The sequence below is a fragment of the Litorilinea aerophila genome (assembly GCF_006569185.2).
Lineage (GTDB): Bacteria > Chloroflexota > Anaerolineae > Caldilineales > Caldilineaceae > Litorilinea > Litorilinea aerophila.
The window spans coordinates 59,169-81,964 of sequence record NZ_VIGC02000013.1 but is presented as its reverse complement, the minus strand read 5'-3'; the positions used below and the strand labels follow the sequence as shown (position 1 = coordinate 81,964).

Annotated in this window: 16 protein-coding genes; 1 reads left to right on the top strand and 15 read right to left on the bottom strand. The window is 67.3% G+C overall.

The genetic code is table 11. The features are described from left to right. Positions 1-14: 14 nt before the first annotated feature. The 15 genes from FKZ61_RS11845 to FKZ61_RS11775 form a co-directional block, all read right to left on the bottom strand. Positions 15-1,514 carry a glycosyltransferase family 39 protein gene (locus tag FKZ61_RS11845; protein ID WP_141610333.1) on the bottom strand — a complete coding sequence of 500 codons (1,500 nt, stop codon included), beginning with the start codon at positions 1,512-1,514 and terminating at the stop codon, positions 15-17. 334 nt (positions 1,515-1,848) lie between these two features. Then, positions 1,849-3,150 (bottom strand): glycosyltransferase, encoded by a 1,302-nt coding sequence (locus tag FKZ61_RS11840; RefSeq protein ID WP_141610332.1) that lies wholly within the window; start codon positions 3,148-3,150, stop codon positions 1,849-1,851. Between the two features lie 57 nt (positions 3,151-3,207). Then, positions 3,208-3,714, bottom strand: coding sequence for a CHRD domain-containing protein (locus FKZ61_RS11835; RefSeq protein ID WP_141610331.1), 507 nt, complete (start codon positions 3,712-3,714; stop codon positions 3,208-3,210). Between the two features lie 528 nt (positions 3,715-4,242). After that, positions 4,243-5,544 carry a glycosyltransferase family 4 protein gene (locus FKZ61_RS11830; protein ID WP_141610330.1) on the bottom strand — a complete coding sequence of 434 codons (1,302 nt, stop codon included), beginning with the start codon at positions 5,542-5,544 and terminating at the stop codon, positions 4,243-4,245. Positions 5,545-5,925: 381 nt separating this feature from the next. Then, positions 5,926-6,933 carry a DUF7507 domain-containing protein gene (locus FKZ61_RS11825; RefSeq protein ID WP_141610329.1) on the bottom strand — a complete coding sequence of 336 codons (1,008 nt, stop codon included), beginning with the start codon at positions 6,931-6,933 and terminating at the stop codon, positions 5,926-5,928. Between the two features lie 115 nt (positions 6,934-7,048). Further along, on the bottom strand, positions 7,049-7,843 hold the full coding sequence (locus FKZ61_RS11820) for a sulfotransferase (protein ID WP_170199617.1): 795 nt from the start codon (positions 7,841-7,843) through the stop codon (positions 7,049-7,051). 87 nt (positions 7,844-7,930) lie between these two features. Further along, positions 7,931-8,980, bottom strand: coding sequence for an acyltransferase family protein (locus FKZ61_RS11815; protein ID WP_141610327.1), 1,050 nt, complete (start codon positions 8,978-8,980; stop codon positions 7,931-7,933). A gap of 14 nt (positions 8,981-8,994) precedes the next feature. Then, on the bottom strand, positions 8,995-11,241 hold the full coding sequence (locus FKZ61_RS11810; protein WP_141610326.1) for a LamG-like jellyroll fold domain-containing protein: 2,247 nt from the start codon (positions 11,239-11,241) through the stop codon (positions 8,995-8,997). A 104-nt stretch (positions 11,242-11,345) separates the two neighbouring features. After that, a complete protein-coding gene (locus FKZ61_RS11805) occupies positions 11,346-12,824 on the bottom strand; it encodes a hypothetical protein (RefSeq protein WP_141610325.1) in 1,479 nt (492 codons plus the stop codon). A 13-nt stretch (positions 12,825-12,837) separates the two neighbouring features. Further along, entirely contained in the window at positions 12,838-13,866 is a 1,029-nt protein-coding gene (gene nadE, locus FKZ61_RS11800) for an NAD(+) synthase (RefSeq protein WP_141610324.1), read from the bottom strand. Positions 13,867-13,888: 22 nt separating this feature from the next. Continuing rightward, positions 13,889-15,916, bottom strand: coding sequence for an asparagine synthase (glutamine-hydrolyzing) (asnB, locus tag FKZ61_RS11795; protein ID WP_141610323.1), 2,028 nt, complete (start codon positions 15,914-15,916; stop codon positions 13,889-13,891). Next, positions 15,916-17,448, bottom strand: a complete 1,533-nt coding sequence (locus FKZ61_RS11790; protein ID WP_141610322.1) for a class I adenylate-forming enzyme family protein — start codon at positions 17,446-17,448, stop codon at positions 15,916-15,918. The genes asnB and FKZ61_RS11790 overlap by 1 nt, the downstream gene beginning before the upstream one ends. A gap of 9 nt (positions 17,449-17,457) precedes the next feature. Next, the gene (locus FKZ61_RS11785; RefSeq protein ID WP_141610321.1) at positions 17,458-17,721 is read right to left on the bottom strand and encodes an acyl carrier protein; all 264 of its coding nucleotides are present in this window, start codon (positions 17,719-17,721) and stop codon (positions 17,458-17,460) included. A 64-nt stretch (positions 17,722-17,785) separates the two neighbouring features. Then, positions 17,786-18,715 carry a glycosyltransferase family 2 protein gene (locus FKZ61_RS11780; protein WP_170199615.1) on the bottom strand — a complete coding sequence of 310 codons (930 nt, stop codon included), beginning with the start codon at positions 18,713-18,715 and terminating at the stop codon, positions 17,786-17,788. An 18-nt stretch (positions 18,716-18,733) separates the two neighbouring features. Further along, positions 18,734-19,942, bottom strand: a complete 1,209-nt coding sequence (locus FKZ61_RS11775) for a glycosyltransferase (protein ID WP_141610319.1) — start codon at positions 19,940-19,942, stop codon at positions 18,734-18,736. Between the two features lie 279 nt (positions 19,943-20,221). Here FKZ61_RS11775 and FKZ61_RS11770 point away from each other — a divergent pair, with 279 nt between their 5' ends. Then, the gene (locus FKZ61_RS11770) at positions 20,222-22,753 is read left to right on the top strand and encodes a DUF7402 domain-containing protein (RefSeq protein WP_141610318.1); all 2,532 of its coding nucleotides are present in this window, start codon (positions 20,222-20,224) and stop codon (positions 22,751-22,753) included. The last annotated feature ends 43 nt before the right edge of the window (positions 22,754-22,796 follow it).

Here is a 22,796-nt window from a genome sequence, read left to right as displayed (position 1 = left end):
GACCGGCTTGGGGCTTACAAATAGCTGTCAAAGGTCGAAACAGAGGAAGAAACAGAAGAAGTGGAGACAGCCGAAGGGGAAACAGGCCCGGCTGTGGCAGCGTTTGTCAGCCACCCCCGCCGGGCAGCCAGCTCCACCAGGGTCAGGGCCGCAAAGAGGAGCAGGACGCTGTCCACCGGCAGGCGATAGCGGATCAAAGTCCAGGTGAGCAAGTGGACGCCGGTGTAGACCCCGATGAAAAGGCCCAGGAGCAGCACCGCCGGGCCTTGCCGGGGATCATCCCGCCGGATGAGCCGTCCCACGGCCAGGGCCAGGCCCACCAACATGAAGGGCAGGAGCAGGCCAAAGGAAGCCACCCGGGAGAGGTTGCTGATGGTGCTGGATTCAGCCGAGGGCCAGAATTTGAAGTATTCCCGCGCCCGGCTGAGGGAGAGCAACCCATAGCGCCAGGGGTCGGCCAGCACAAAGCCGATGCCCCGCCGCAATAGCGCCTGATCCAGCTCCGCCTCGTTCAGGGAAGCCAGCTCCCGGGGCAGCAAATCCACGTAGGAGGGGCCATCCGCCGGCAGGATGCCCTGGAACCGGGTGCCGTAGACAGGATGGTTGCCCCAGTAGAAGGCGTAGCCCGCGTTGGTGTTCAGCGGGACAAAGGTGCCAAAGGCACGTGCGTTGCGGATGGTCCAGGGAGCGATGGCCGCCACCACCACAGCCGTGGCCAGCACGAAGCCCACCAGCAGCCCCGGCGCCGCTGCCCACGCCCGCCGTCTCCAGCCGCCCGAGCCGGCCAGGCCTCGCCAGGCCAGCCACAGGTAGAGGAAGGGGACGAAGAGCAGGAAGACCTGGCGCAACAGCCCGGCCACGGCCACGGCTGCGCCCAGCTCCAGCCAGAGCCATGCGTTCGCGCCGGGCCGCGGGGCATCCGACCCGGCGGCCAGCCGGTCGCCCAGGCGCAGGGCCGCGTCCAGAGCCCAGAGGATGGCCACCATGTAAAAGGACTCGGTTACCAGGGCGCCAGCGTAGTAGAAAAAGTAGATGTAGCCGGCACTGAGGGCGGCCGCGATCAGGCCAGCCGCCTGCCCGAAGACCCGGCGCCCGATCCGCCAGGCCAGCCAGCTCTGCAACAGGCCGGTCAGCACCGCCTGGATCAGGCGTGCGGCCAGGGGGTGGGCGCCGAAGAGGGCGTAGACCCCGGCAATGTAGAGGGTGTAGAGGAAGCTCCAGTGGGCCGTAGGCTCCCCGGCCTTGGTGGCCGGCCAGTGGTCCTGGGCAAAGGTGAAGCCGTGGCCGCCCAACACCCGGCGGGCCAGCCCATCGTAGGAGACCTCATCGAAGACGCCGGGAAGGACGTTGACCGTATCCCCCTGGTAGAGGGCCGAAGCCACCCGCAACAGGACCGCCACCAGCGCGATCATGGCCAGAAGCCGCCCCACGCTGATCTGGCGTCCCAGTATGGACAGCCGGCCTGCCGCTTCGGCTGTCCGGGTTGCTACGGCCTGTCTCTTCCCTGCCTGCATTGCTGACTCTCCTGCCAAAAAGAATGCACATCACCATCGATTCGTCGCCTTTTCGCCGCTGCCCGGGCCGGCGCCATCGGGCGGGCACGGCGGCCCGCCCCTACGACAACCGACGGCCCTTTCGCGGCCGGCGACACCGGGCCGGGCAAGCCCCGCCCCTACGGAAATGGCCACCCCGTCGTAGGCGCAGCTCGTAGCTGCGCCTACGTTTCTGTCCCTCCATCCGCCCGGGGGCAATCGGCACCATCGGGCGGGCACGGGGGTCCGCCCCTACGGCAACCGACGGCCTTTCGCGGCCGGCGACACCGGGCCGGGCAAGCCCCGCCCCTACCGTCTACGAGATCGGGCGGCTGGGAGCTGCCCCTACGGCAAACTGGCGGCCTTCCGGTCGTGGCGAAATTGGCCTGGGCTGGGCCATGCTCTCCTGGTAGATAACCTCCAGCCGGGAGACGGCCGCTGTCCAAGAGTGGCAACGCTCCACATAGGCCCGGCCGTTCTGGCCAAGCTGCCGACGTCGGGCCGGGTCCTCCAGCAACTGGACGACTGCCTGGGCCAGGCCATCGGCATCCGGAGCTACGGCCACTTCCGCGGCCAGGTCCACCTGCAGCGCGGCTACCGCCTGGGGCGTGGTCACCACCGGCGTGGCACAGGCCATGGCCTCCAGCACCTTGTTTTGGATGCCCGCGCTGTAGAGGACGGGCGCCACGGCCAGGGTCGCCTGCTGGAGATAGGGGCGGAGATCGGGCACCCAGCCGGTCACCGTCACCCGAGGATCCCCCGTGGCCAACGCCCGCACCGCGGCCGTGGGCTGGGCCCCCACAATCTGCACCTGCACATGGGGATGCCGGGCCCAGACCCGGGGCATGATCTCTTGCACCAGGAAAAGGGCGGCAGTGACGTTGGCGTGGTAGCTCATCTTGCCGCTAAAGACCACCTTGGCCGGCGCCCGCTGATCCGGCAGGCCAGGGGTAAAATGGGCCAGGTCCACGCCGTTGGCCACAATGGCCGGGGGACGAATGATCCCCCGGGGGTTGGCCTCCCGGGCCAGGGCCGTCAGGGCCGCCTGATCCGCCGCTGAGGTGACCAGGGTGCGGTCAAAACGCTGGAGCAGGGCCCCCTCATGGCGCCGGGTACGTCCCAGCTCCAGCCGGGTCATCAGCCGCCCCTGGATGCTCCGGCTGTGGCGGGCTGCCTGCTCGAAGAGATAGGCGATGCAGTCCACGCTATCCCACACCACCGGGGGCGATCCGGGCCGGTCGGCCAGATGGGCCTGGGCCCCCAGGCCATAGGCTGCCCCACGCAGATGCTCCACGTGGATCACGTCAAAGGATTCCGCGTCCAAAAGCTGGCGGATGCGCCGGGCCAGGGCCGGCTGCCAGCAATAGGCGGCCTGCAGCGGCCTGGAACCGGGCAGGGCCCGCACCAGGTTGAGGGCCGCACGCCACCGCGGCAGGGGCTCGGCCATCACCCGGGCGCCCCACGCGTCCAGGACAGCCAGGTCCTGGCGCTCCTCTGGGCTGCTCCACAGGGTGGCTACGGTGACCGCGTGGCCGCGACGCAAAAGCCCCCGAATCAGTTGGTAGGGTCGCACCCGGATGGGATTGGGCGCGTAGGGAACCACGTAGAGAATGTGCATGGGCGTGATCAGGGTGAGAGGGGCGGGTTTGGAACCCGCCCCTCCGACAACAGGAAATTACTGGGGAATGAGCTGGCCCCGCGCCTCACCGGCCGGATTTTGGGCGGTGTGCACGTTGATGTAGACCAGACCATTGTCCAGGTACTCCATGAGATCCTTGGGCTTCAGCCCCAACTGGGCCAGCAACTGGGATGTGATGACCCCATCCACCGAGAAGACGCCGTCGGTGGTCTCACAGGTGGCGTAAACGCCCGGCTGGGGGTTGCCGCAGAGGGTCACCAGCACGCCCGCGTTCTGGGCAGCGGTAGCCGGCCCGTGGAGATGGGCGCCGGTGACCGGGCCCGAGAGATTGCGCACCTGCACCTGGAAGTGCAGTTGGCCGTCGGCGAAGATGGCAAAGACACCCCGGCCCCTGGCGTTGGAGTCCACCACGTCGTGGAGCTCGTTCTTGGTGCTCAGGGCTGCCTTGTAGACCTTCTTCCCGGCCAGGGCAGTGGCCGGCACGCTGAAGGCGGCGACCACCAGCGCAATCAGAATCGCAAAACGCCAAAATCGATGGTTCATTTTTTCCTCCCGGTTGAATAGTAAGGGTATACCCTCATTTGGAGGAACCCGGTCAGGCGCCCATGGCACCTGCCGGCGAACATCCTCGCGAGGGACCGCGCCTCTCTGTCGGCGGGGGAGCCGGGATTGTGGAGGCCCGATTCCGCCCAGGACATGACAAAACTCGACGATGCTAGAAAACTGCCTGTCCAGACTCTACCGATAGGCATCACCTCCTTTGCGCCACAGTGGTGCGCCAGGGTGCCCCAGCCAGTTCGGCGTGCCAGCGGCCACGTCCTGTTGGACGGGCGACCGGGGTTTACGTCGTCCGGGCTGGGTGTCCACTGTCTGCTAAGTTCCTCCGATAACCGCCCTCCCCACAGCCACCAGCATGGCTGCAAAGGACGGGCGCCGGTCCCAAGGGGCATCAATTCGCCCAGGAAGCATCCGCTGGTGCGGGACGCGTCTCTGGTCGGTTGACGCCGCCCTGGGCCAAACCGGTACCGTTTGGTTCCGGTGCGTCCCACAGGTTGGTACGCACCTGTGGGTTCAGGTGCGTACCACAGGTTGGGACCCCGCAGGCTCCCTCACCCGGGAACGCACCGGCTCGGCCTGGGGGGCGGGATAGATGGCCTCCCAGGCCCGGTACCGTAGACGCCAATGATAGTGGGCCAGGACCCAGTCCCGGCCGGCCTGGGCCAGCTGACGGGCGTAGTCCGGCTCCTGCAGGCAACGAACCACGGCGCGGGCGAAATCGCCCGGCTCGTCGGCGAGGACAAGCTGCTCGCCTGCCCGCAGCTGGATGCCCTCCGCGCCGACGGTGGTACTGACCACAGGCAGTCCCCAACTCCAGGCATCCAGGATCTTGACCCGCATGCCGCCGCCGGCCAACAGGGGCACGATGAAAGCTGCGGTGTCGGCCAGGTAGGGCCGGGGGTCGTCCACATAGCCGGTCAGCTCCAGGCTGCCCGGGGGTAGCCCCAGCCGGGCCAGGGCCGCCGGTGGCTGCTTGCCCATCACCGTCAAGATTGCGTTGGGCACCTGGGCCAAGACCTGAGGGAAGACCTCCCGGGCAAACCAGAGAACCCCCTGGGCGTTGGGCGGATAGTGCAACCCGCCCAGGAAGGTCACCCGCCTGGGGTCAGGCCCCCGCGGGATGGGCGGCTCCGCTTCCGGGTCCACGCAGATGGGGATCACGCTGCCATCGGCCGCGGCGACCGCCTGCTGAAGTCCAAAGCGGGCGGCCTGGCCCTGTACCGCGCGGCGGTCATCCTCGGTGACCCACACCACCCGGTCAAAACGGGCGCAGACCTCCGCCTCGTAGCGGGCCAGCTTGCGGGCCTCCAGGGCCATCAGGACCCGCTTGAGGGGGTTGCCTTCGCCGGCCGCCATGCGCCCCGGGATCAGGAAGACCGCGTTGTGCTGGTCTAACACGCGGCGGATAGAGCCAGGAGGATGGGCCTGCTCCGCGATCCCCAGGGCATAGGGCGCCATCCACAGCTGATCGGCGTGGACGGCGTCAAAGGGCCCCTCTGCCTGCACCACCCGGTCCAGGGTCTGGGCCATGGCCGGCACCCAGTCTCGGGCGATCAGGAACGGGGTTGGACCAGCCAGGCTGCGGGCCAGATGGAACAGGTCCCGTCCAGGGCTGCGCACCATGGGCACGGTGTGGACCGACCCACACAGTGCCCGAAGATGGGCCAGGGCTGCGGGGGGATCCCCGGGCCGGACAAAGGAGACCAGGGTGACCTGATGGCGCTGGGCCAGGTAGCGCAGCACATGGTAGGCCCGCACCTTGGGCCCGGCGTCCAGTGGATAGGGCAACACCTGGGTCAAAAACAGGATCTTCAACGGCTGAATCCCCTCTACAAGGGCAGTACCAGGGGGCGTCAATGCGCCCAGAGATCAGATGGTGGGTGGTACCTCGGGGGTTCCCACCCACATCGTCGGTCCGGCCAGACCCAGATGCCAGAGCATCCCTGCGCCCCCGTCACGCCAGGATGCCTGGCCGATGCTTAGTACAGTCTGGCGTCAATACCGCGGCAGAAATTCCGGGTGCCCTCTGGGCGCACTCCCTCTGGTGGAAACTATCGGCGAATTTCTGCCGGGATTGACTGGTGGGATTGACAACATGCCCTCTACGATGGGTCTATTACCTCCGTTGGGTAGTCGCCAACCCCACCAGGCTGTCATGGTGGACCCTGCGCCGGGGGAAGGCGCCGGGCCTGGAACCTATTGACCTGTGTAGTATCCCTTGTCCCGGTCGGTCACCTCGACACCGTCGCAGAAGGCGGTCACCTTGGCGGTGGTGACGAACTGGCCGGCCTGGGCCGTGGTGGTTCGCTCACAGCTGAACGAGAGGCCAACACCCAAGGAAGCCTGGGTGCAGACCGGCGTGGCGCCGACCATCTGGTCGAAGACGGCAATGTTGGTCAGCGGGGTGCCACCGTTATTGGTGACCACGTAGGTCCAGGTCACCGTACTGCCCACGGGGACCGTGGGTCCAGGGGCGCTGTCGGCGTCCTCGCCGTTGACCAGAAGCTCCAGGTCCACTGCCGCGGTGACACAGGTAGTCGGTGTGTTGGTTGGTGTAGGTGTGGGTGTCGGCGGTACTGGCGTCGGCGTATTGGTGGGCGTGGGCGTCGGCGGCACCGGCGTCGGTGTGTTGGTCGGTATAGGTGTGGGTGTCGGCGGCACCGGCGTCGGCGTGTTGGTCGGTGTTGGACTGGGAGTTTCCTGGGGCTGGCAGCTCAGGCTCGGCCCGGTGATCAGGGCGGTGTCGTAGCCTGGCCCCCCCTTGGATGCTACGGTGATGGAGCTCTGGGCGTAATTGCCGTCCACGGTGAAGTAGTAGTAGCGCACTTCGTTATCGGCGAAGCCCTGGTCGAATTTGAGGCCGGTCACGCCGGTGGTGGGATCGGTGCCCACTTCCGGCTGCCCCGCGCCCGAATTCAACGCGTCCAGGTTGGTGCCGTCCCAGGTACCGGCATCCACCACATCCAGGCAGTCCAGGTTCATCTGGAAGGTGACGTGGCTGATGGCGGGGCGGCGGCCGGAGATCACCTGGTAATACCAGGTAGACTGGCCGGTGCTGGGGTAGTCGTAGCGGACGGTGATGAAATTGATTTCATCGTTGCCCACCGTGACCGCGGTCACCGGCAGGGACTGCCAGACGAACAGAACGGCCGCCAGGGCAAAGATGGATACGCCAAGGAAGATGGTACGTAGCGATGCTTTCATGGTTGTGTTAGTTTCTCAGTTTCCTGTAAGATGCTGCGACGGACTGCACGAAACGAACAGCAGGCAGAGCCCCGGGGTGTTGGGGGTAGACAGGTGCACAGCCCGCTAAACAAACTCACTCCTCAAAGAAGCTCTCCCACTCGGTACCCTGGAACCGGGCCCGCAGCTCTGCATAGTTGGCGATGGCCTGGGAGAGGGGCTGGGTGGACTGCTTGTAGGTTTCCGGGCGCACCGGCTGCGGGGAGACGCCCAGGAATTCCTGCACCCGGGCCATCTCACCGGCATAGTCGGTATCCAGATCCTCGTAGCGGACCGTGATCTTGGGATGATCGGCAAAGAGCTCGTCGTAGCGGAGCTCCCAGGCCCGGGTGGTGACGAAATCCTCCAGGCACTCCCGATAGTCCAGGGTCACCGGCGGTTGGGTCATGGGCTCGCCGGTGACGTTGACCCAGGTATCGGTGAGCATGGCCCGCTTGCGGGAGAGGTGGGTGCGCAGGATGTTCTCCCGGCGAATGTGAATCACTCTCAGATCCTTCTGCTCCGCCAGATAGCGCCAGACTGGACGCCAGCCGTCGTGCTGGGCGTGGTAGTAGAAGATCTTGAAGCCCACCGCCGCCACCGACCGGGGAAAACGACGGTACACCTGGCTTTCCAGAAAGCGCACCGGATCTTCCCGGTGCAAGGTGCGCAGGTAGCGGCTCTGGCCATAGCCGGTGAGTCCCCAGGCGATCTCATCCGGGGTCTGGAAGATTTCGCCGAAGGCCACGATCTGGGGGTGGGCATTCAGCAGGCCGCGCAGGAAGTTGGAGCCACTGCGGGAGCGGCCCAGGATGATGAAGCGGGTGTAATCCCGGTGGCTGCCGATCAAGCCGACCTCCGTAGCCAGATTGCGCAACATTGGGTAGGACATATGCCTCCAGTGAGATACCTGCGCGATACCGCGACGTACCATCTGCCGAAACATCGTCAGGTCCTGTGCCGTGGATGGGTGATGGCCTCAGCCGAATGCAAAGCGATAGGCCCCCCGGGCCGGCGACGCCGTCATCCCTGCCATGCCCAGCAGGGGGATCGCCAGGGCCAGGACAAAGACAACCAGCGCCAGAGGAAGGGGGTGGGCAAAAAGGCCGGGCGCAAAGTGGTTGACGAGAAAGTAGGCGGCGTCGATCACCAGGAGATGGGTCAGGTAGAGCCCGTAGGAACGCTTGCCCACGGCCTCGAACTGTCGAACCCGGGGGATGGCGTTGCGCTGGATGAACGGCACCAGCCACAGGAAGGTAAACGGATAGAGATGAACCGCCAGGGGTGCGTGGATCACCCCCGCGGTGTGGAGGACATCCAACAGAAAGAACAGCACTGTGGCCGCCACCAGGGGTGCGCGCAGCCGGGCCACCCGGGGGGTGAGCTCCCGGGCCTTCAGGCTGTAGACCAGCCCCAGGGGAAAGTAGATCCCCCACAGGGCCACCGTCTCCCCCAGGATGGGCGGCACCAGCAGTCGCAGAGCGCCCGACGCCGGGAAGGTGAAGCCCAGGCTGCCGGGAAACTCCAGGTTGATCAGGAAGAGCTGGTAGAGGCCGATGGCTGCCAACAGCAGATAGCCATGGCGCCGGGCCACCCGGGCAATCAGGGGAGAGATGCCGTAGTAAAAGAGCAGCAGCGGAATGAAATGGTAGGGATAGCCCACCAGCAGGTTCTTCACGTAGCCCAGGACCGAGTAGGCATCGCCCCGACGCCAGAAGATCCAGGCGTAGAAGAGCAACGACCAGATGAGGTAGGGCCAGAGCAGGCGGCGCAAGGTCATGCCCACGCTGTGCCAGGAAAGATGGGGCGGATTCCCCCGGGCGGCGTAGGCGACAAAGGCGCCGGAGACGAAGAGAAAGGTGGGCACGGCGAACTTGCCCAGACGGTGCAGGAGCACCAGGGCCCCAAACTGCCAGCCCGCCAGCCCCTGCCCCGTCTGCTGCAGCCAGCTGAGCTGCAGGTCGATGGCATGATGCAGCACCACCAGGACCATCGCCACACCGCTCAAGGCGGCCAGTTGACGATTCATCTCGGCGCTATCTCCTATCTGGCCCGAACCACGGGCAGAAAGATCTGATGGTGATCCTGGCGGATCTCGGTGGGCTCGATCAGCCGGCCATCTGCCGGCCGCTGGCCGATGCCCAGCAGGATGACGCCGCCCCGGTCTGCCTGGGCGGAGAGCCCAGCCCCCTGCACGCTTCCGGCCCACACGGTGGAGGGCACCCACTGGATGGGGCCGTCCGCGGGCACAAATTGATTGCCATCGTTCAGGGTGCCGGTCCAGCCATGGCCGCTGTCGTCGGTCAACAGGGTGCCCGCGCCGTCGGACATGCGATAGTAGGCGGCCAGGCCGGGCTCTGTGCCCGCCAGGGGTGCATTCATCTCCTGGGCGATCTCGGCCGCGGTCCGGGCCGTGTTCCAGAGGCGCAGCTCATCCACCTGGCCGTGGAAGGTCCAGTTGCGGCTGGCGTTGTTGATGATGCCGCCCAGGTGAAGGACGGGCTGGGCGCCGGTGTTGGGCTGCTGGGTGGTGCCGCTGGCAATGCTGCCCACCTCCACCCCGTTTTTGTAGGCCCGTAAGACACCATCGCTGTGTACCAGCCCGATGTGGACCCACTCGTCGGGCGTGTAGGGCACGCCGATGACGTCCAGCATGGAGCCCGAACTGCCGTCATAGTTCCAGATCCAGAGACGGTCGTAGCCGTTCATCACGCCGATGGAGATACCCCACCAGCGGGCCCGGTCGCCGAAGACCGCGTCACACCAGGCAGGCGTGCCGATGCGACACTCGGGCCCGGGGCCCATGGGCCGCACCCAAAGGCTGACGGACTTGGTGTCCTGCCAGCCGGGCGCCATGATGGCGGAGGTCTCGGCCAACACCACGTAGTCGTTGCTGCCGTCGAACTCCAGGGCGAAACCGGCGTCGGCCTGTTCATTCACGGTAACCGTGACCTGGGCCGTGGCAAAGCCACCCCGGCCGTCGCCCACGGTGTAGGTAAAGACGTCGGTGCCGGTAAAGGCGGATACCGGGGCATAGGAGAGGTTCACGCCGTGGTTGGTCACCGCGCCGTTGGCCCCCTGGCCCACGGCGACGATGGTGAGGGCATCGCCGTCCCCGTCACTGTCGTTGGCCAGCACGTCCACGGTCACCGGCACATCCACCGAGGTGCTCGCGGCGTCGTCCGCGGCCACGGGGTCGGTGTTGGGTGCAGGCGTGGGCGGTTCGGTGGGCGTGGCAGTGGCCGTCGGCTCGGGCGTCGCGGTCGGTGTCTCGGTTGGTGTCTCGGTGGCCGTTGGAGTGGCCGTTGCCGTTGGCGTCGCAGTCGCCGTCGGGGTAGCCGTCGCCGCCGGGGTGGCGGTGGATGTTGCCGTGGCTACCTGGGTGGGCGTCGAGGTCGCCGTGGCGGCGGGGGGCGTCGCCGTTGGCGCGGGCGTGCTGCCCATGGCGCCCGAGCTGACCCAGTTGGGATCGCCCATGCCGCCCTGAAGGGTGCCGGCCCAGCCGTGGCCGCTGTCGTCGCTCAGCACAGTGCCGCTGCCGTTGCTCATCTGGTAGTAGGCGGCCAGGGCTGACCACTGGGGATGGAGGCTGGTCACCGGCTGGTTGGTCCACGCGGCCACGGTGGCGGCGTCCAGCGCCACCTGCCAGAGGCGTACTTCGTCCAGCTCGCCGGCGAAGTAGGTGGCACTGCCGCGGCGGCCGGAGCCCCCCAGGTAGAGGGTGCCGTCCGCGGTGGCGTTGGGCATGAACGTGGCGCCGCTGGGGACACTGCCCACCAGGGTGCCGTTTTTGTAGGCAGTGAGCATGCCATCGGCATGGACCAGGGTGACCTGCAGCCACTCGCCCGGCGTGAAGGGGATGGCGATGCGGTCCACGCCGTCGCTGTCATAGTTCCAGACCCAGATGTAGTCGCCGCCGCCGTAGTTGGCCCGGTTGATGCCAAAGGAGCGGGGGAAGTCGTTGCCCACAATGAGCTCGCCCACTTCGGGCAGGGTCGCCGGGCCATTGGCGGCTGTGGGCCGCAGCCAGACGCTGATGCTCTTGGCCTGGGTCCAGTTGGCGCCGACCAGGCTTCCCACCCGGCCCAACACCACGTAATCATCCACGCCGTCCAGGGCCAGCGCGTAGCCGGCGCCGTCCTGGGCCACCACAGCCTGGGGCCCCTTGTCCACGGTCCAGAGCAACAACAGCGCCAGACCGCAGAGGATCAACGTGAGGAGAGAACGTCGGGAGGTGATGGCGTGCCGACCTGATGGGGACAGCCATGTAAACGGCGTCAATGGAGACAATGGGAACCTTCCTCAAAAGTGTATGATGAATACTTGTGCCACGCCCATCAGTATACCGTGGAAAACAAGCGAAAGTTCTTGCATTTTCCTGTCAATTCAGCCAATCACCTGCCCCTGTGGCGACGCAGGCTGATCCAGCCTGTGCCGACGAGCAAGAGGGCCAGGCCGGCGCCCACGGTCAGGTAGAGGGCCAACCGGTAGCGTTCCCGGCTCCCGGGCCAGGGCGGCACCGGGGTAAGGGTGGCGATGGTCGTGGCGATCGCAGGGGGGGTGGCGGTGGACGTGGGTGTGGGCAGGGCCGGGGCTGCCCCGGGAGAGGCCTCGGCCGGGGGGCTTTCGGGGGTGCACGCCGACCCGCCGGCGCAGCCGGCAGGGGATGGGGTCGGGCCGGGTGCGGCGTTCCCCGGGACGGCCGGCGCCCCGGGGCCCTGGGGGATGGACGTCACCCGCAGCGGGCTCACGGAGCGGGGGGTGGCCATGGGCAGGCCGGCAGGCGTGGCTGCGGCCGGCGCCAGAAACCAGGCCGTCGCCGTGGTGTCGGTCTTGAAGAAGTCCATGAGCAGACGGGCCACCTTCTGGTTCCCGCTGGGGGATGGATGGGTGCAGTCCTGGGCCAGGTCGGCCTGGGTCCACGTCAAGCCATCGGCCCGGGGATTCTCCCCGTCCGCCCAGAGGTACGGCCCCCAGGAGAGGTAGGGCGCCTGCACTGCGCCCTGGGCCGGGTCGAAGTTGAGGGTGGGATCGCCCGCGATCTGTTTCTCGATCAGCCACTTGACGGCGAAGCCGGTCTCAAAGGCCACTGGCTCCGGACTCAGGCCCCGCTCGTAGGTGTAGGAGCGGGTGCGGCTGGAGAGGTAGGCGATGCGCAGGTTGGGAAAGTGCAGGGTCAGGTTGCGCGCGATGGCCGCCAGGGCCCGTTCCAGCTCCTGGGCTTTGGCCGGGAACTCACCGCCCCGGGTGAGGGTCTGCTTGATCCAGGCCACCTGCACCTGCTGGTTGGTGAGGCCGGCCCGGGCCACCCGCTGTTCCAGCTCCTGCCAGGTGGCCGCGTAGGGATCGGTCCAGAAATCGGCCGTACGGCCGCCCTGGGCGCCGTTGACCGGCACCAGCGCCCGATTCACGGCCGGATCCCGGTGGGCCATGGCCATCCAGGTGTTGAACTCGGACGAGGTGTTGGACATCCCCACGGAGATGAGGCCGATCTTCCCGGCGGGGTCGGGCTGTCCGTCGGCGTTGCGGGGCACGATCTGGGCAGCCACGGCCAGGCCAGCCGCCTCGTGGGCCGGCGGGCGTTGATTGACGCCGCCCGGATAGAGGCCGCCCTGGAAGCCGGTGGCCACGGGGGTCTCGACGCCGATCCGGCGCACATATTCGTCCGGGCCCAGCTCGGTCAACGGCCGGCTGACAGAGAGGAACGGCCCGGTACACTCGCCCTGGGCATACACCGCCCCAGGGGACGGGATCAGCACGCCGGCAAGCAGCCCTCCCACCAGGAGCAGCCGCCAAAGCCAGCGCCCCTGGATCAGGCTGTCCTGGAGTGGGGCAAAAGCATGGAACAACGAATGGGCCGATAGACGGGCCACGCTGGCTCACCCCCTACCCGTTTTCCACACCCAGGGGCGGCGTGCGCAGATACTCGGTGGTACGCTGCTTGCGGGTCAGGTCGTCGAAGACCCGCTGCACCTGCTCCTCGGTCAGCTCCATCTCCCGGGCCACGGTGGCCACCGGCACCTGATGCTCCAGGGCATACCAGAGCAGGTCCATCAGCTCGAAGGGAAGCCGGAAGAAGAACTCCTCCTGGGTGCTGCCGGCGCTGTAGGTGTCCGACGTGGGCGGCCGTTCCCGGATTTCGGCCGGGATCTCCAGGTACTCGGCCAGCTGGTAAACCTGGGTCTTATAGAGGTGGCCGATGGGCTTCACATCCATGGCGCCGTCGCCATACTTCACGAAGAAGCCCTGGCCGTGCTCGTTCTTTTGGGGCGTCCCGATGACCGCGTAGTCCCGCAGTTCCGCGTGGTAGTAGAGCAGGGCCGCCCGGGCCCGCTGCTTGAAGTTGGACGCGGCCACGATCTGGCGGAACTCGGCCGGGCGCAGCCGTTTGGTCTGTTCGGTGCCGTCGGGCGCCACGATGGTGGCGTGGAAGACGTTGAGGGTGTCCTTTTCCAGCAGGCCGGCCGGCAGGCCGATCTTGAGCTTGTAGGTGCTGTCGTAGTCGGGGAAGATGGCCTGCACCGCCTCATCCCGCCGGCGATAGCAGCCGAAGCCGATGAGCGCGCCGGTGACATCCTCCACGACGGGTTTGACGCCAAACTGGCGGCAAACCTGATGGGCCAGCCGTGCGCTGTCCGGGCTGGACTCCATCTCCGGCAGGAGCAGGGCCACCACCCGCTCTGGCCCCAGGGCCCGGACGGCCAGGGCCAGCACCACCGCGGAGTCCACGCCGCCGCTGACGCCCAGCACGCCCCCCCGGCGCCGGAGCACCTGGAAGATGTCCCGGCGCAGGTGTTCCGTGATCCGTTCCACCTCCCGGGCAGGGTCCAGCTTCAGGATGTCCCGGTGAAAGGCGACGGCCGGGCGGCCGGGGTGGGTCGCGGTCTGATTCGATGACGTTCGGTCAAGTGACATGGTCAATGGGTTTTCCTTGTGTTTAAGCCGTATGTTTCAACGAAGTGACGGCCCATGCGCCCCGGGCCACCACCTTGACATCGTCCTGGTCGGCCAGGGGTGCCGGCGGGCGGAAGTGGGCGATGAACTGGTGGTGCACCAGTTGGGTGGAGAGGATGCCGGCCAGGGCCATGTCGTCGGTCTCGCCCAGGTGCCCCAGGCGGGCCAGCTTCCGGGTCAGGTGGGTCACCGCGTCCGGGTTGAAGCAGCCGGCCTCTGCCAGGCGGGCCGGCGAGAGCAGCTCGGCCACCCACTCCAGGGGCCTGCCCTCCGGGAAGAAGCTGCGGTGGATGGGCGCCCGATAGGGTCGCTTGGCCCGCTGCCAGATCTCCGCCGGCAGCAGGTCCTGCACGGCCCGCTTGAGCAGGTACTTCTCGTTGAGCCCCCGTAGCTTCAGGCGCGGGGGCAGGCTATTGCAGAATTCCACCACCCGATAGTCCAGGAAGGGGAAGCGCCCCTCCACCGAATGGGCCATGGCCACCCGGTCCCCCTGGGAAGAGAGCAGGTACTCACCCAGGAAAATGGTGATTTCCAGGTACTGGGCCTGGGCCAGCGGGCTCCAACGGTCAAACCCCGGGGGCAGGGTCACGCCATCCAGGGGTGCCTGGCCGTTGGCGCCGGCAGGGTGCTGGAGGGCCGGGGCGAAGAAGCGATGGCTGCGCCGGGTGTTCTCCCAGCGGATCAGATGGGAGTAGTCGGGGCGTTGCACCTCGGTCAGGTGTCGCCCGAAGAACTGGGTCAGGTAGGCGCCCCGATTCTGGCGCAGGCTTTCGATGTAGGGGTAGATCCGCTGCAGCAACAGCGGTCGCCAGGGCGAATCCGGCTCCCGGGCCCAAAAGCGCCGGATCTTGGCCTCCTTGAAGATGTTGTAACCGGCCAGAAATTCATCCGCCCCCTCGCCGGTGAGCACCACCTTGAAGTCGTGGTCGTGCACCAGCCGGGAGAGGAGGAAGAGGGGTGCGGGCGACGTGCGCAGGATGGGCGTCTCCACGTGCCAGATGACATCGGGGAAGACCTGGCCGATCTCTTCATGGGAGCAGGTGATGTGGTGGTGGACTGTGCCCAGGTGGCGGGCCATGGCCTGCTGGAAGGGGGTCTCGTCGTAAGCCTGATCGGTGAAGCCGATGGAGAAAGTCTCCAGGCGGCGGGGCGTGTAGTGCTGGATCAGGGCCGTGATGGCCGACGAGTCCAGGCCGCCGCTCAGGTAGGCGCCCACCGGCACGTCCGCGCGCAGGCGAATGCGGGTGGCATCCACCAGGAGCTCCCGCAACTGGTGGGCGGCCTCCTGGGGCGTCAGCGGGGTCTCGCTGCCCGCATCGGGAAAAGAGGGCTGCCAGTAGCGGGCCAGCGTCAGGTGCCCTTCGGCGTCCACCGTCAGGTGGTGGCCCGGCGGCAGGGTCTGGATGCCCTGGAAGGCCGTGCGGGGCGAGAGGGGGCTCCAGCAGGTGAAGATCTGGCCCAGGGTGACCGGGTCCAGCTCGGCCTGGACCCGGGGGTCGGCCAGCAGGGCTTTGATCTCGGAGGCGAAGAAAAGTGCCCCGGCCTGCCGGGTGTAGTACACGGGGCGGATCCCCAGCCGATCCCGGGCCATGAAGAGACGCCGGGCCCGTTCATCCCAGATGGCAAAGGCAAACTGGCCGTTGAGGTGGTGGACGCACTCCGGCCCGTAGGTTTCGTAGAGATGGAGGATCACCTCGGTGTCGGTGTCGGTGGCAAAGCGGTGGCCCTGGCGCTCCAGCAAGGGCCGGAGCTCCACATAGTTGAAGATCTCGCCGTTGAAGACGATCCAGAGGGTGCCGTCCTCGTTGCCGATGGGCTGCTGGCCGCCGCCCAGGTCGATGATGCTCAGGCGCGCGCTGCCCAGCCCCACCCCGTGGCGCTGGTCCTGGAAGGTGTAGATGCCGAACTGGTCCGGCCCCCGGTGGCGGATGGCCCCCAGCATCCGGCGCAGGCGAGCCGGGTCGATGGGGTGCTGTTGGGTCAGGTTGAGGGTCCCCACGATGCCACACATCAGGCCAGCCCCGTCTTTTTGATCTTGCCGCTGCTGGTCTTGGGCAGCTCGTCACAGAACTCCACATATTTGGGCATCATGTAATCCTCCAGGTGTGCGCGGCAGTGGCGCAACACATCCCGCTCCGTCAATCGGCCGTTGCCCGGGGTCTCCCGGCAGACCACGAAGGCCTTGATGGCCTGGCCCAGCACCGGGTCCTCCACGCCGATCACCGCGGCTTCCACCACGCCGGGCAATTTGTAGAGGACGTTCTCGATCTCCTTGGGCGCCACCTTCTCCCCACGGCTCTTGATGATGTCATCCTTGCGGCCCACGAAGTAGAAGTAGCCCTCCTCGTCCATGCGGAAGAGGTCGCCGCTGTAGCAGACCCGCTCGCCGGGCAGGGGGCCAGGCCGGTAGCGGGCCGCGGTGGCTTCCGGGTTCTCCCAGTAGCCCCGCATGACGTGGCCGCCCCGAATGACCAGTTCGCCCACCTGGTTGGGCCCCAGCCGGTTGCCCTCTTCATCCTCGATCCAGACCTCGGTGCCGGGGATGGGGATCCCCACCGAGTCCGGCCGGATGTCCAGCTGCTCGGGCGGCAGGTAGAGGGTGCGCTTGGTCTCGGTCAGCCCGTACATGGAGTAGAGGGTGGCCCAGGGGAACTTCTCCCGGATGGCGGCGATGTGGCTCACCGGCAGCGCGGCCGCGGTGTTGGTGATGTAGCGCAGGGAACGCAGGTCGTAGGGGCTCAGGTCCATCTGCAGGAGCATGGCGAAGAGGGTCGGCACGCCGGGCAGACCGGTCACCGCCTCGGCCTCCATCTGCTTCAGCACCTGGGCCGGGTAGGCGAAGGAGCGCTCCAGGACAAGACGGCCGCCGAACTTGAAGGTCATGAGCAACTGGTAGAGCCCGTAGTCGAAGGAGAGGGGCAGCACGTTGATGACCACGTCCTCCTCCACGTTCTGCAGGTAGGTGATGATGGAGGACGCGGCGAAGACCACGTTGCTGTGGGCGGACATGACGCCCTTGGGGTCCCCCGTGCTGCCCGAGGTGTAGATCAGGCAGGCCAGATCCTGGTCGATGCAGCGCCGCGGGGGACGGGTGGCCGGGTAGTCGGCCTGGATGGCGTCGAAGGCCAGCATGCCCGGCCCGGCGGATTCGCCGCCGGTGAGGACAGTGACCCCCAGGGAGGGCACCTCCGCCATGAGGGCGGCAGCCAGCGGCGCCTGGTTGGCGCCGGTGATGAGGGCCGCGGCCCGGCAGTTGTGGAGCATATAGCGCAGCTTGTCTTCTTTGGTGGAGGCATTGATCACCACGAAGACGGCGTTGGCCTTGAGCGCGGCAAAGATGCCCACCACCAGCTCCACGCTGTTGGGCAGGAAGAGGACCACCCGGTCCCCCCGCCGGACGCCGTGGTCCAGCAGGCCGTGGGCCAGCCGGTTGGCCATGGCGTCGATCTGGGCGTAGGTCAGGCGCTGACCCTCACAGACCAGGGCCACTTTGTCGGGCAGGCGTGCGGCGCTCTGCTCCAGAAAATCATGGACCAGTTGCATAGGGGTTCCTCAGGCCAGCTTGCGCTGGATGTAGGCAGCCAGATTGTTCACGGTGTCGAAGTTGTCGGGCACGATCTCATCGTCCTCCACCGCGATGCCGAAGGTCTCTTCCACGAAGAGCACCAGCTCGACCACGCCGGTGGAGTCCACGATGCCTTCATCAAGGAACGAAGTATCGTCGCCGATGTCGAAGCCGTTGCCGCTGAAGAGCAGGTTTTCGGCCACGTAGCGACGGATCTGGGCTTTGACATCGGTCAGGGCTTGTACGGACATGGGACACCTTTCTCACTTGATTCAACTCTTGATTCGGCAATCGGTACTATGCAGGGCCAATTCCCTACAGCCTGGGCAGGGCGGCGATGAGCCGCAGGTAGTTGCCGGCCAGGGCCAGGTTCCGCTTGCGGGCCAGGGAGTGCTGCAGGGCGGTGAAGGGCACCAGGATCAGCCGGGCCAGGGCGGCCAGGAACAGGATGGCCTTGTAGAGCCCGGTGGCCCAGCGCCCGCCGTGCTTGCGGAAGTAGATGATCTTGGCCTGGTAGAGGCGCAGGAACATCTCCGCGGCCACCTGCTGGGTACTCTGGCCGCCGTAGTGGACCACTGCCGCCGTTGGCACCCAGTAGATGGCCCAGCCGGCCGCCCGGATACGCCGGCAGAAGTCCACTTCCTCGGAATAGATGAAATAGTCGGGATCCAGCCACCCCACCTGATCCAGCACCGAACGCCGGACCAGCAGCGCCGCGCCCTGCACCACGTCCACCTGCCGGGGCCGGTCCACGGGCCAACGCCCCATGGGGTAGCGGGCGTAGGGGTAGAGGCGGTCCAGGTGCAGCAGACGCCAGCATTCCCGGGCCAGGGTGGGCGCCGGCGAGCAGGATTCCTGCAGGGTGCCGTCGCCGTTGAGCAGCCGCGCGCCCGCGGCGCCGGCCTCCGGGTGGTCGTCCATGAAGGCCAGCAGGGTGCCCAAAGCGCCGGGCTGGAGCTCCGTGTCCGGGTTCAGCAGGAGCACATAGTCGCCCTGACACAGGGCCAGGGCCTGGTTGTTGGCCCGGGCAAAGCCCACGTTCTCCTCGTTGACCAGGAGCCGCACCCAGGGATAGTGTTCCTGGACCATGACGGCGCTGCCGTCGCGGGAGACGTTGTCCACCACGAAGGTTTCCACCTGGACGGCGGCCCCGGCCAGCGCGTCCTGCTCCCGGGCGATGGAATCCAGGCAGGCGGCCAGCAGGTCTCGGGTATTCCAGCTAACGATGACGATGGATAGTTTCACATTCATCCTCTGACAGGCTTATCGGTGGCTCTCCCGCCCCCCACCCTGCGCCGCCTGCTCCACCAGGGAGAGGAAACGGGGCAGCACCACCGCTGTGTCGTAGGTGGCGCGCACATGGCGGTAGGCGTGGGCGGCCAGCGTCCGCCCCTGGTCCGGCTGGCGCAACAGGGCGATCACCTGCTCCGCAAAGGCCTGGGGCGTGTCCGCCAGCAGCAGCTCCCGGCCATGGGCCACGGCCAGCCCCTCCGCGCCCTTGCGGGTGGAGACCACCGGGGTCTGGAGGGCCATGGCCTCCAGGATCTTGAGCCGGGTTCCGCCGCCGGCCCGGATGGGCACCACGCTCACCGCGGCCCGGGCGATGCGGGTACGCACGTCATCCACCATGCCCGTGCGGACCACGCCCGGCGTGGCCGGCAGGGGCCGGTCGCCGTGGTCGCCGGTGATGACCAGCCGTGCGTCCGGCACCGCCTGGCGAATGCGGGGCAGGATCTCCCCCACGAACCAGACCATGGCGTCGTAGTTGGGCTCAAAGGTCAACGAGCCGGTGAAGATCAGGGTGTGCGGCTCCCGATGGCGCAGGCCGTCGGACGCAGCTTCTCCGTAGTCGGCCAGGTCGATGCAGTTGGGCACCACTTCGATGGGCAGCGCCGCGGTGAGGGTCTGGGCCAGCAGCCGCTGCTCCTCGGCAGAGGCCACCGTGCAGAGCCGGAAGCGCCGGCAAAGGCCGTTCAAGTAGCGGCGGTACTTGGCCCAGGTCAGCCGGGCTCGCAGGCGTCGGCGCCATCCTTCGGCCCGGGCCATGTGCTCGTACATCACCCCCACCTCCACCTCCTCCAGCAGGGCCGGTACCGGGCCGAAGCTGTCCCGGTAGGCGGCCATGTCGATCTGGGAGGCGATCACCAGGTCGTAGTCCCCGGTGGCCAGCTCCTGCCGGATGGCCTGGTCCATGGCCGGCGAGAAGGTGTCGAGCACCGAGCGGGGCCGGGGGCTCAACAGCCCCAGGCGGGCTCGCCAGCGCCGGGGGTCGAAGGGCCGATAGGGCACCTGGTGAATGGCCTGGAGCCGCTCCTGCCAGAGAGGCGGCGGTGGAGAAACCGGCCCCTCACAGAAGGAGAGCAGGGTCACCTGGTGGCACCGGGTCAGGCCCTGGAGCAGGTTGAAAATGCGCAGCTTGGACCCGTTGCTAGGCGGAAATGGATACCACCGAGATAAAAAGAGAATCCGCATGAATGCCTGTTACTCTCCTACTGTTGACTTCCCTGCAAAAAGGGCATTTTTAAACGCAAAGGCACAAAGATGCAAAGGCGCAAAGAGAGGGCACCCGGAATTTCTGCCCTGGTATTGACGCCAGACTGTCATGGCGGGCGGCGGGACGGCAACGGTACGCCGATCACGCAAGTGACGTATACTGTTCGCGACGTTTGCGCCGGTTGTCGGTCTTAATTCTGTGGTACGGTTTGGCAGTGTTCACGAACTCTGGCTGAAACTCGAAAAGGATAAGTCTTGATGCACATACGAAAACGACCCGTCGTCGCCACATTGCTTACCTGGTCGCTGCTGAGCCTCCTGCTGGCCGGCCAGCGGACCGGTTTCACGCCGGCCCGGGTGCTGGCCCAGGGCCATGAAGGCTCCCAGATCTACCTCCCCCTGGTTCGGGGAGGCAACACCCCTAACGCTACTCCCACGCCCCCACCTAACCCAACCATTCCTCCCCCCACGGCCACACCCGTTTCCACGCCGTCCGCTTCACCCACCCCTACCCCGACGCCACCGCCCAACGGCGAGGTCCAAGACCCCATTGTCTTTGTCTCCCGCCAGATCCCAGAGCGTGGCAGCATCTACTGGGACGAAGCCCGGGGGATGCCAGGGGTGGGGGCCTTCAGCCGCTTCCAGGTGGCCGCCCCTGGCAAACTCCTGGTCCTGGAACCCGACGGTAGCCTGCGCACGCTGGTGGATGGCGCCAACCCGACGGCGGCCAGCCTGTACCTCATCGACGTCAACGCGCCGGATGTCTCCTACGACGGCCGGCAGATCGTCTTCGCCGGCCTGCCTGCTGGCAACTATGACCCCAACTCCACCCGAGATCAAAACGCCTGGCGCATCTACGTGATCAACGCCGACGGCTCCGGCCTGCGTCCGGTCACCACATCCGACCTGGACTACAGCCAGCTGGACATGTCCCGGCTGGGCCAGGCCCAGAACGCCTTCCGCGCCCAGGGCTACGACGACACCGACCCGGCCTGGCTGCCCGATGGCCGCATCGTCTTTGCGTCCACCCGCTGGCCCAGCTTTGGCCAGTACAGCGGCGTGCGCACCACCAACCTCTACGTGGTCAACGCCGACGGCTCCGGCCTGCACCGGATCACGGCCGAACGTAACGGCGCCGACCGCCCCCTGGTGGATCCCCTCACCGGGAAGATCGTCTATGCCCGCTGGTGGCGCAACCACCGCTCTGCCACCGACAGCCTGGCCACCATCACCGGCCCGGATGGCTACATCCAACACAACGGCCTCACCACCAATCCGGCCGATACCTCGGGCCGGCCAGCCCATCTGACCCGCAACTCCTGGCAACTGGCCACCATCAACCCCGACGGCACGGAGCTGGCCATGTGGGCCGGCCACTATCGGGACGGGGACATCATCCACGCCTACGGGGGCGCCTTCACGGCCGACGGCGAACTCATCGCCAACTACTTCCCCATGGTCAACATGACCGAGGCGGCCGGCTTCGGCGGCCTGCGCCGCTACCGGCGGGGCCCCGGCCTCTACGAGCCCCTGATCGGCGTCACCTACCTCTCCCTGGACTACGTCCACCCCAGCAACCCGACCTCCTACGGGATCTTCAACGGCACCTACGCCAGCGAACCGGCCGTGTTGCCGGACGGACGCATCGTCTTCTCCTGGGCGCAGGACATTCGCCAGGACTACGGCCTCTACGTCATGGATGCCGACGGCCGCAACCCCCGCCTCCTGTACGACAACCCCGGCACCACCGAACTGCGGGCCCGCATCCTGCGGCCACGTCCCCTGCCGCCCATCATCCCGGACCGGGTGTCGGACGTCCCAGGGCCGCTGCCGCCCCCGGCCGAGGGCCCCTACGATCAGGACGGCACCTTCATCTTCGACGCGCTGAACGTCTACTTCAACGCACCGGTGGACGTGCCCATCGTCAACGCGCCTGCGGTCGGCTCGGCCGCCACCATCCGCTTCTTCCTGGACCACCAGCGCACCAGCACCGGCTCCTTCCCCAACCTGGACTGGCCCATCCTGCTCCAGGAGCTGCCGGTCAACCCGGACGGCTCGGTGCGGAACCCCAACGCGCCGGCCAACGTGCCCCTCTTCGAGCAACTCCGCAGCGCCGACGGCAAAGTCCCCTTGACCTTCGGCCCGGCTCCCGGTGGGGGCGGCGGGGGACCGCTCCAGATTCCCACCGCAGTGGGTGGTCCCCTGCGCATCGACGGCGCCGCCCACGTGGCCGGCATGAACTTCGGCCGCAACGGGGATGTACAGCGCTGTGTGGGCTGCCACGCCGGCCACTCCATGATCCCGGTGCCCGCCAGCGACGAAGAAGCCCGCTGGACCAACCTGGCCCCCGGCGCCGAGATCCGGGTCTCCTCCACCCGCTCTGCGGCGGAAAACAGCGGCCTGGTGGACCGCCGGGTCATGAACGACAGCATCCGGCGCTACTGGTCCAGCGCGCCCGGCCAGTGGCAGGGCCAGTGGGTGGAGCTGGTCTTCCCGGTGCCGGTCACCGTGCGCACGGTGCGGCTCTACAATCCCCGCCAGGAAGCAGATAGCAACCTGGTGGTCCACCAGGCCACCGTGCGCCTCTACAGCGATGCGGCCGCCACCCAGGAGGTGGCCAGCCAGACCACCGGCGAGCTCTCGGTCCAGGGCACCGATGTGCCCTTCCAGGACGTGCGGGCCCGGGTGGTTCGGGTGGAAATCGACCAGGTCAGCGGCCGCTTCCTGGGTGACCGGGTGGCCAGCCTGGCCGAGATCGAAGTCATTGCCCGGGGCGAGGCAGGCCCCTAGTACAGTCTGGCGTAAATACCACGGCAGAAATTCGGGCGGCACT

Bases quoted from the DNA above. Each gene is read 5' to 3' on its own strand.
- FKZ61_RS11845 (WP_141610333.1), bottom strand. From the start codon at position 1,514: ATGCAGGCAGGGAAGAGACAGGCCGTAGCAACCCGGACAGCCGAAGCG.
- FKZ61_RS11840 (WP_141610332.1), bottom strand. From the start codon at position 3,150: ATGCACATTCTCTACGTGGTTCCCTACGCGCCCAATCCCATCCGGGTG.
- FKZ61_RS11835 (WP_141610331.1), bottom strand. From the start codon at position 3,714: ATGAACCATCGATTTTGGCGTTTTGCGATTCTGATTGCGCTGGTGGTC.
- FKZ61_RS11825 (WP_141610329.1), bottom strand. From the start codon at position 6,933: ATGAAAGCATCGCTACGTACCATCTTCCTTGGCGTATCCATCTTTGCC.
- FKZ61_RS11820 (WP_170199617.1), bottom strand. From the start codon at position 7,843: ATGTCCTACCCAATGTTGCGCAATCTGGCTACGGAGGTCGGCTTGATC.
- FKZ61_RS11815 (WP_141610327.1), bottom strand. From the start codon at position 8,980: ATGAATCGTCAACTGGCCGCCTTGAGCGGTGTGGCGATGGTCCTGGTG.
- nadE (WP_141610324.1), bottom strand. From the start codon at position 13,866: ATGTCACTTGACCGAACGTCATCGAATCAGACCGCGACCCACCCCGGC.
- asnB (WP_141610323.1), bottom strand. From the start codon at position 15,916: ATGTGTGGCATCGTGGGGACCCTCAACCTGACCCAACAGCACCCCATC.
- FKZ61_RS11790 (WP_141610322.1), bottom strand. From the start codon at position 17,448: ATGCAACTGGTCCATGATTTTCTGGAGCAGAGCGCCGCACGCCTGCCC.
- FKZ61_RS11785 (WP_141610321.1), bottom strand. From the start codon at position 17,721: ATGTCCGTACAAGCCCTGACCGATGTCAAAGCCCAGATCCGTCGCTAC.
- FKZ61_RS11775 (WP_141610319.1), bottom strand. From the start codon at position 19,942: ATGCGGATTCTCTTTTTATCTCGGTGGTATCCATTTCCGCCTAGCAAC.
- FKZ61_RS11770 (WP_141610318.1), top strand. From the start codon at position 20,222: ATGCACATACGAAAACGACCCGTCGTCGCCACATTGCTTACCTGGTCG.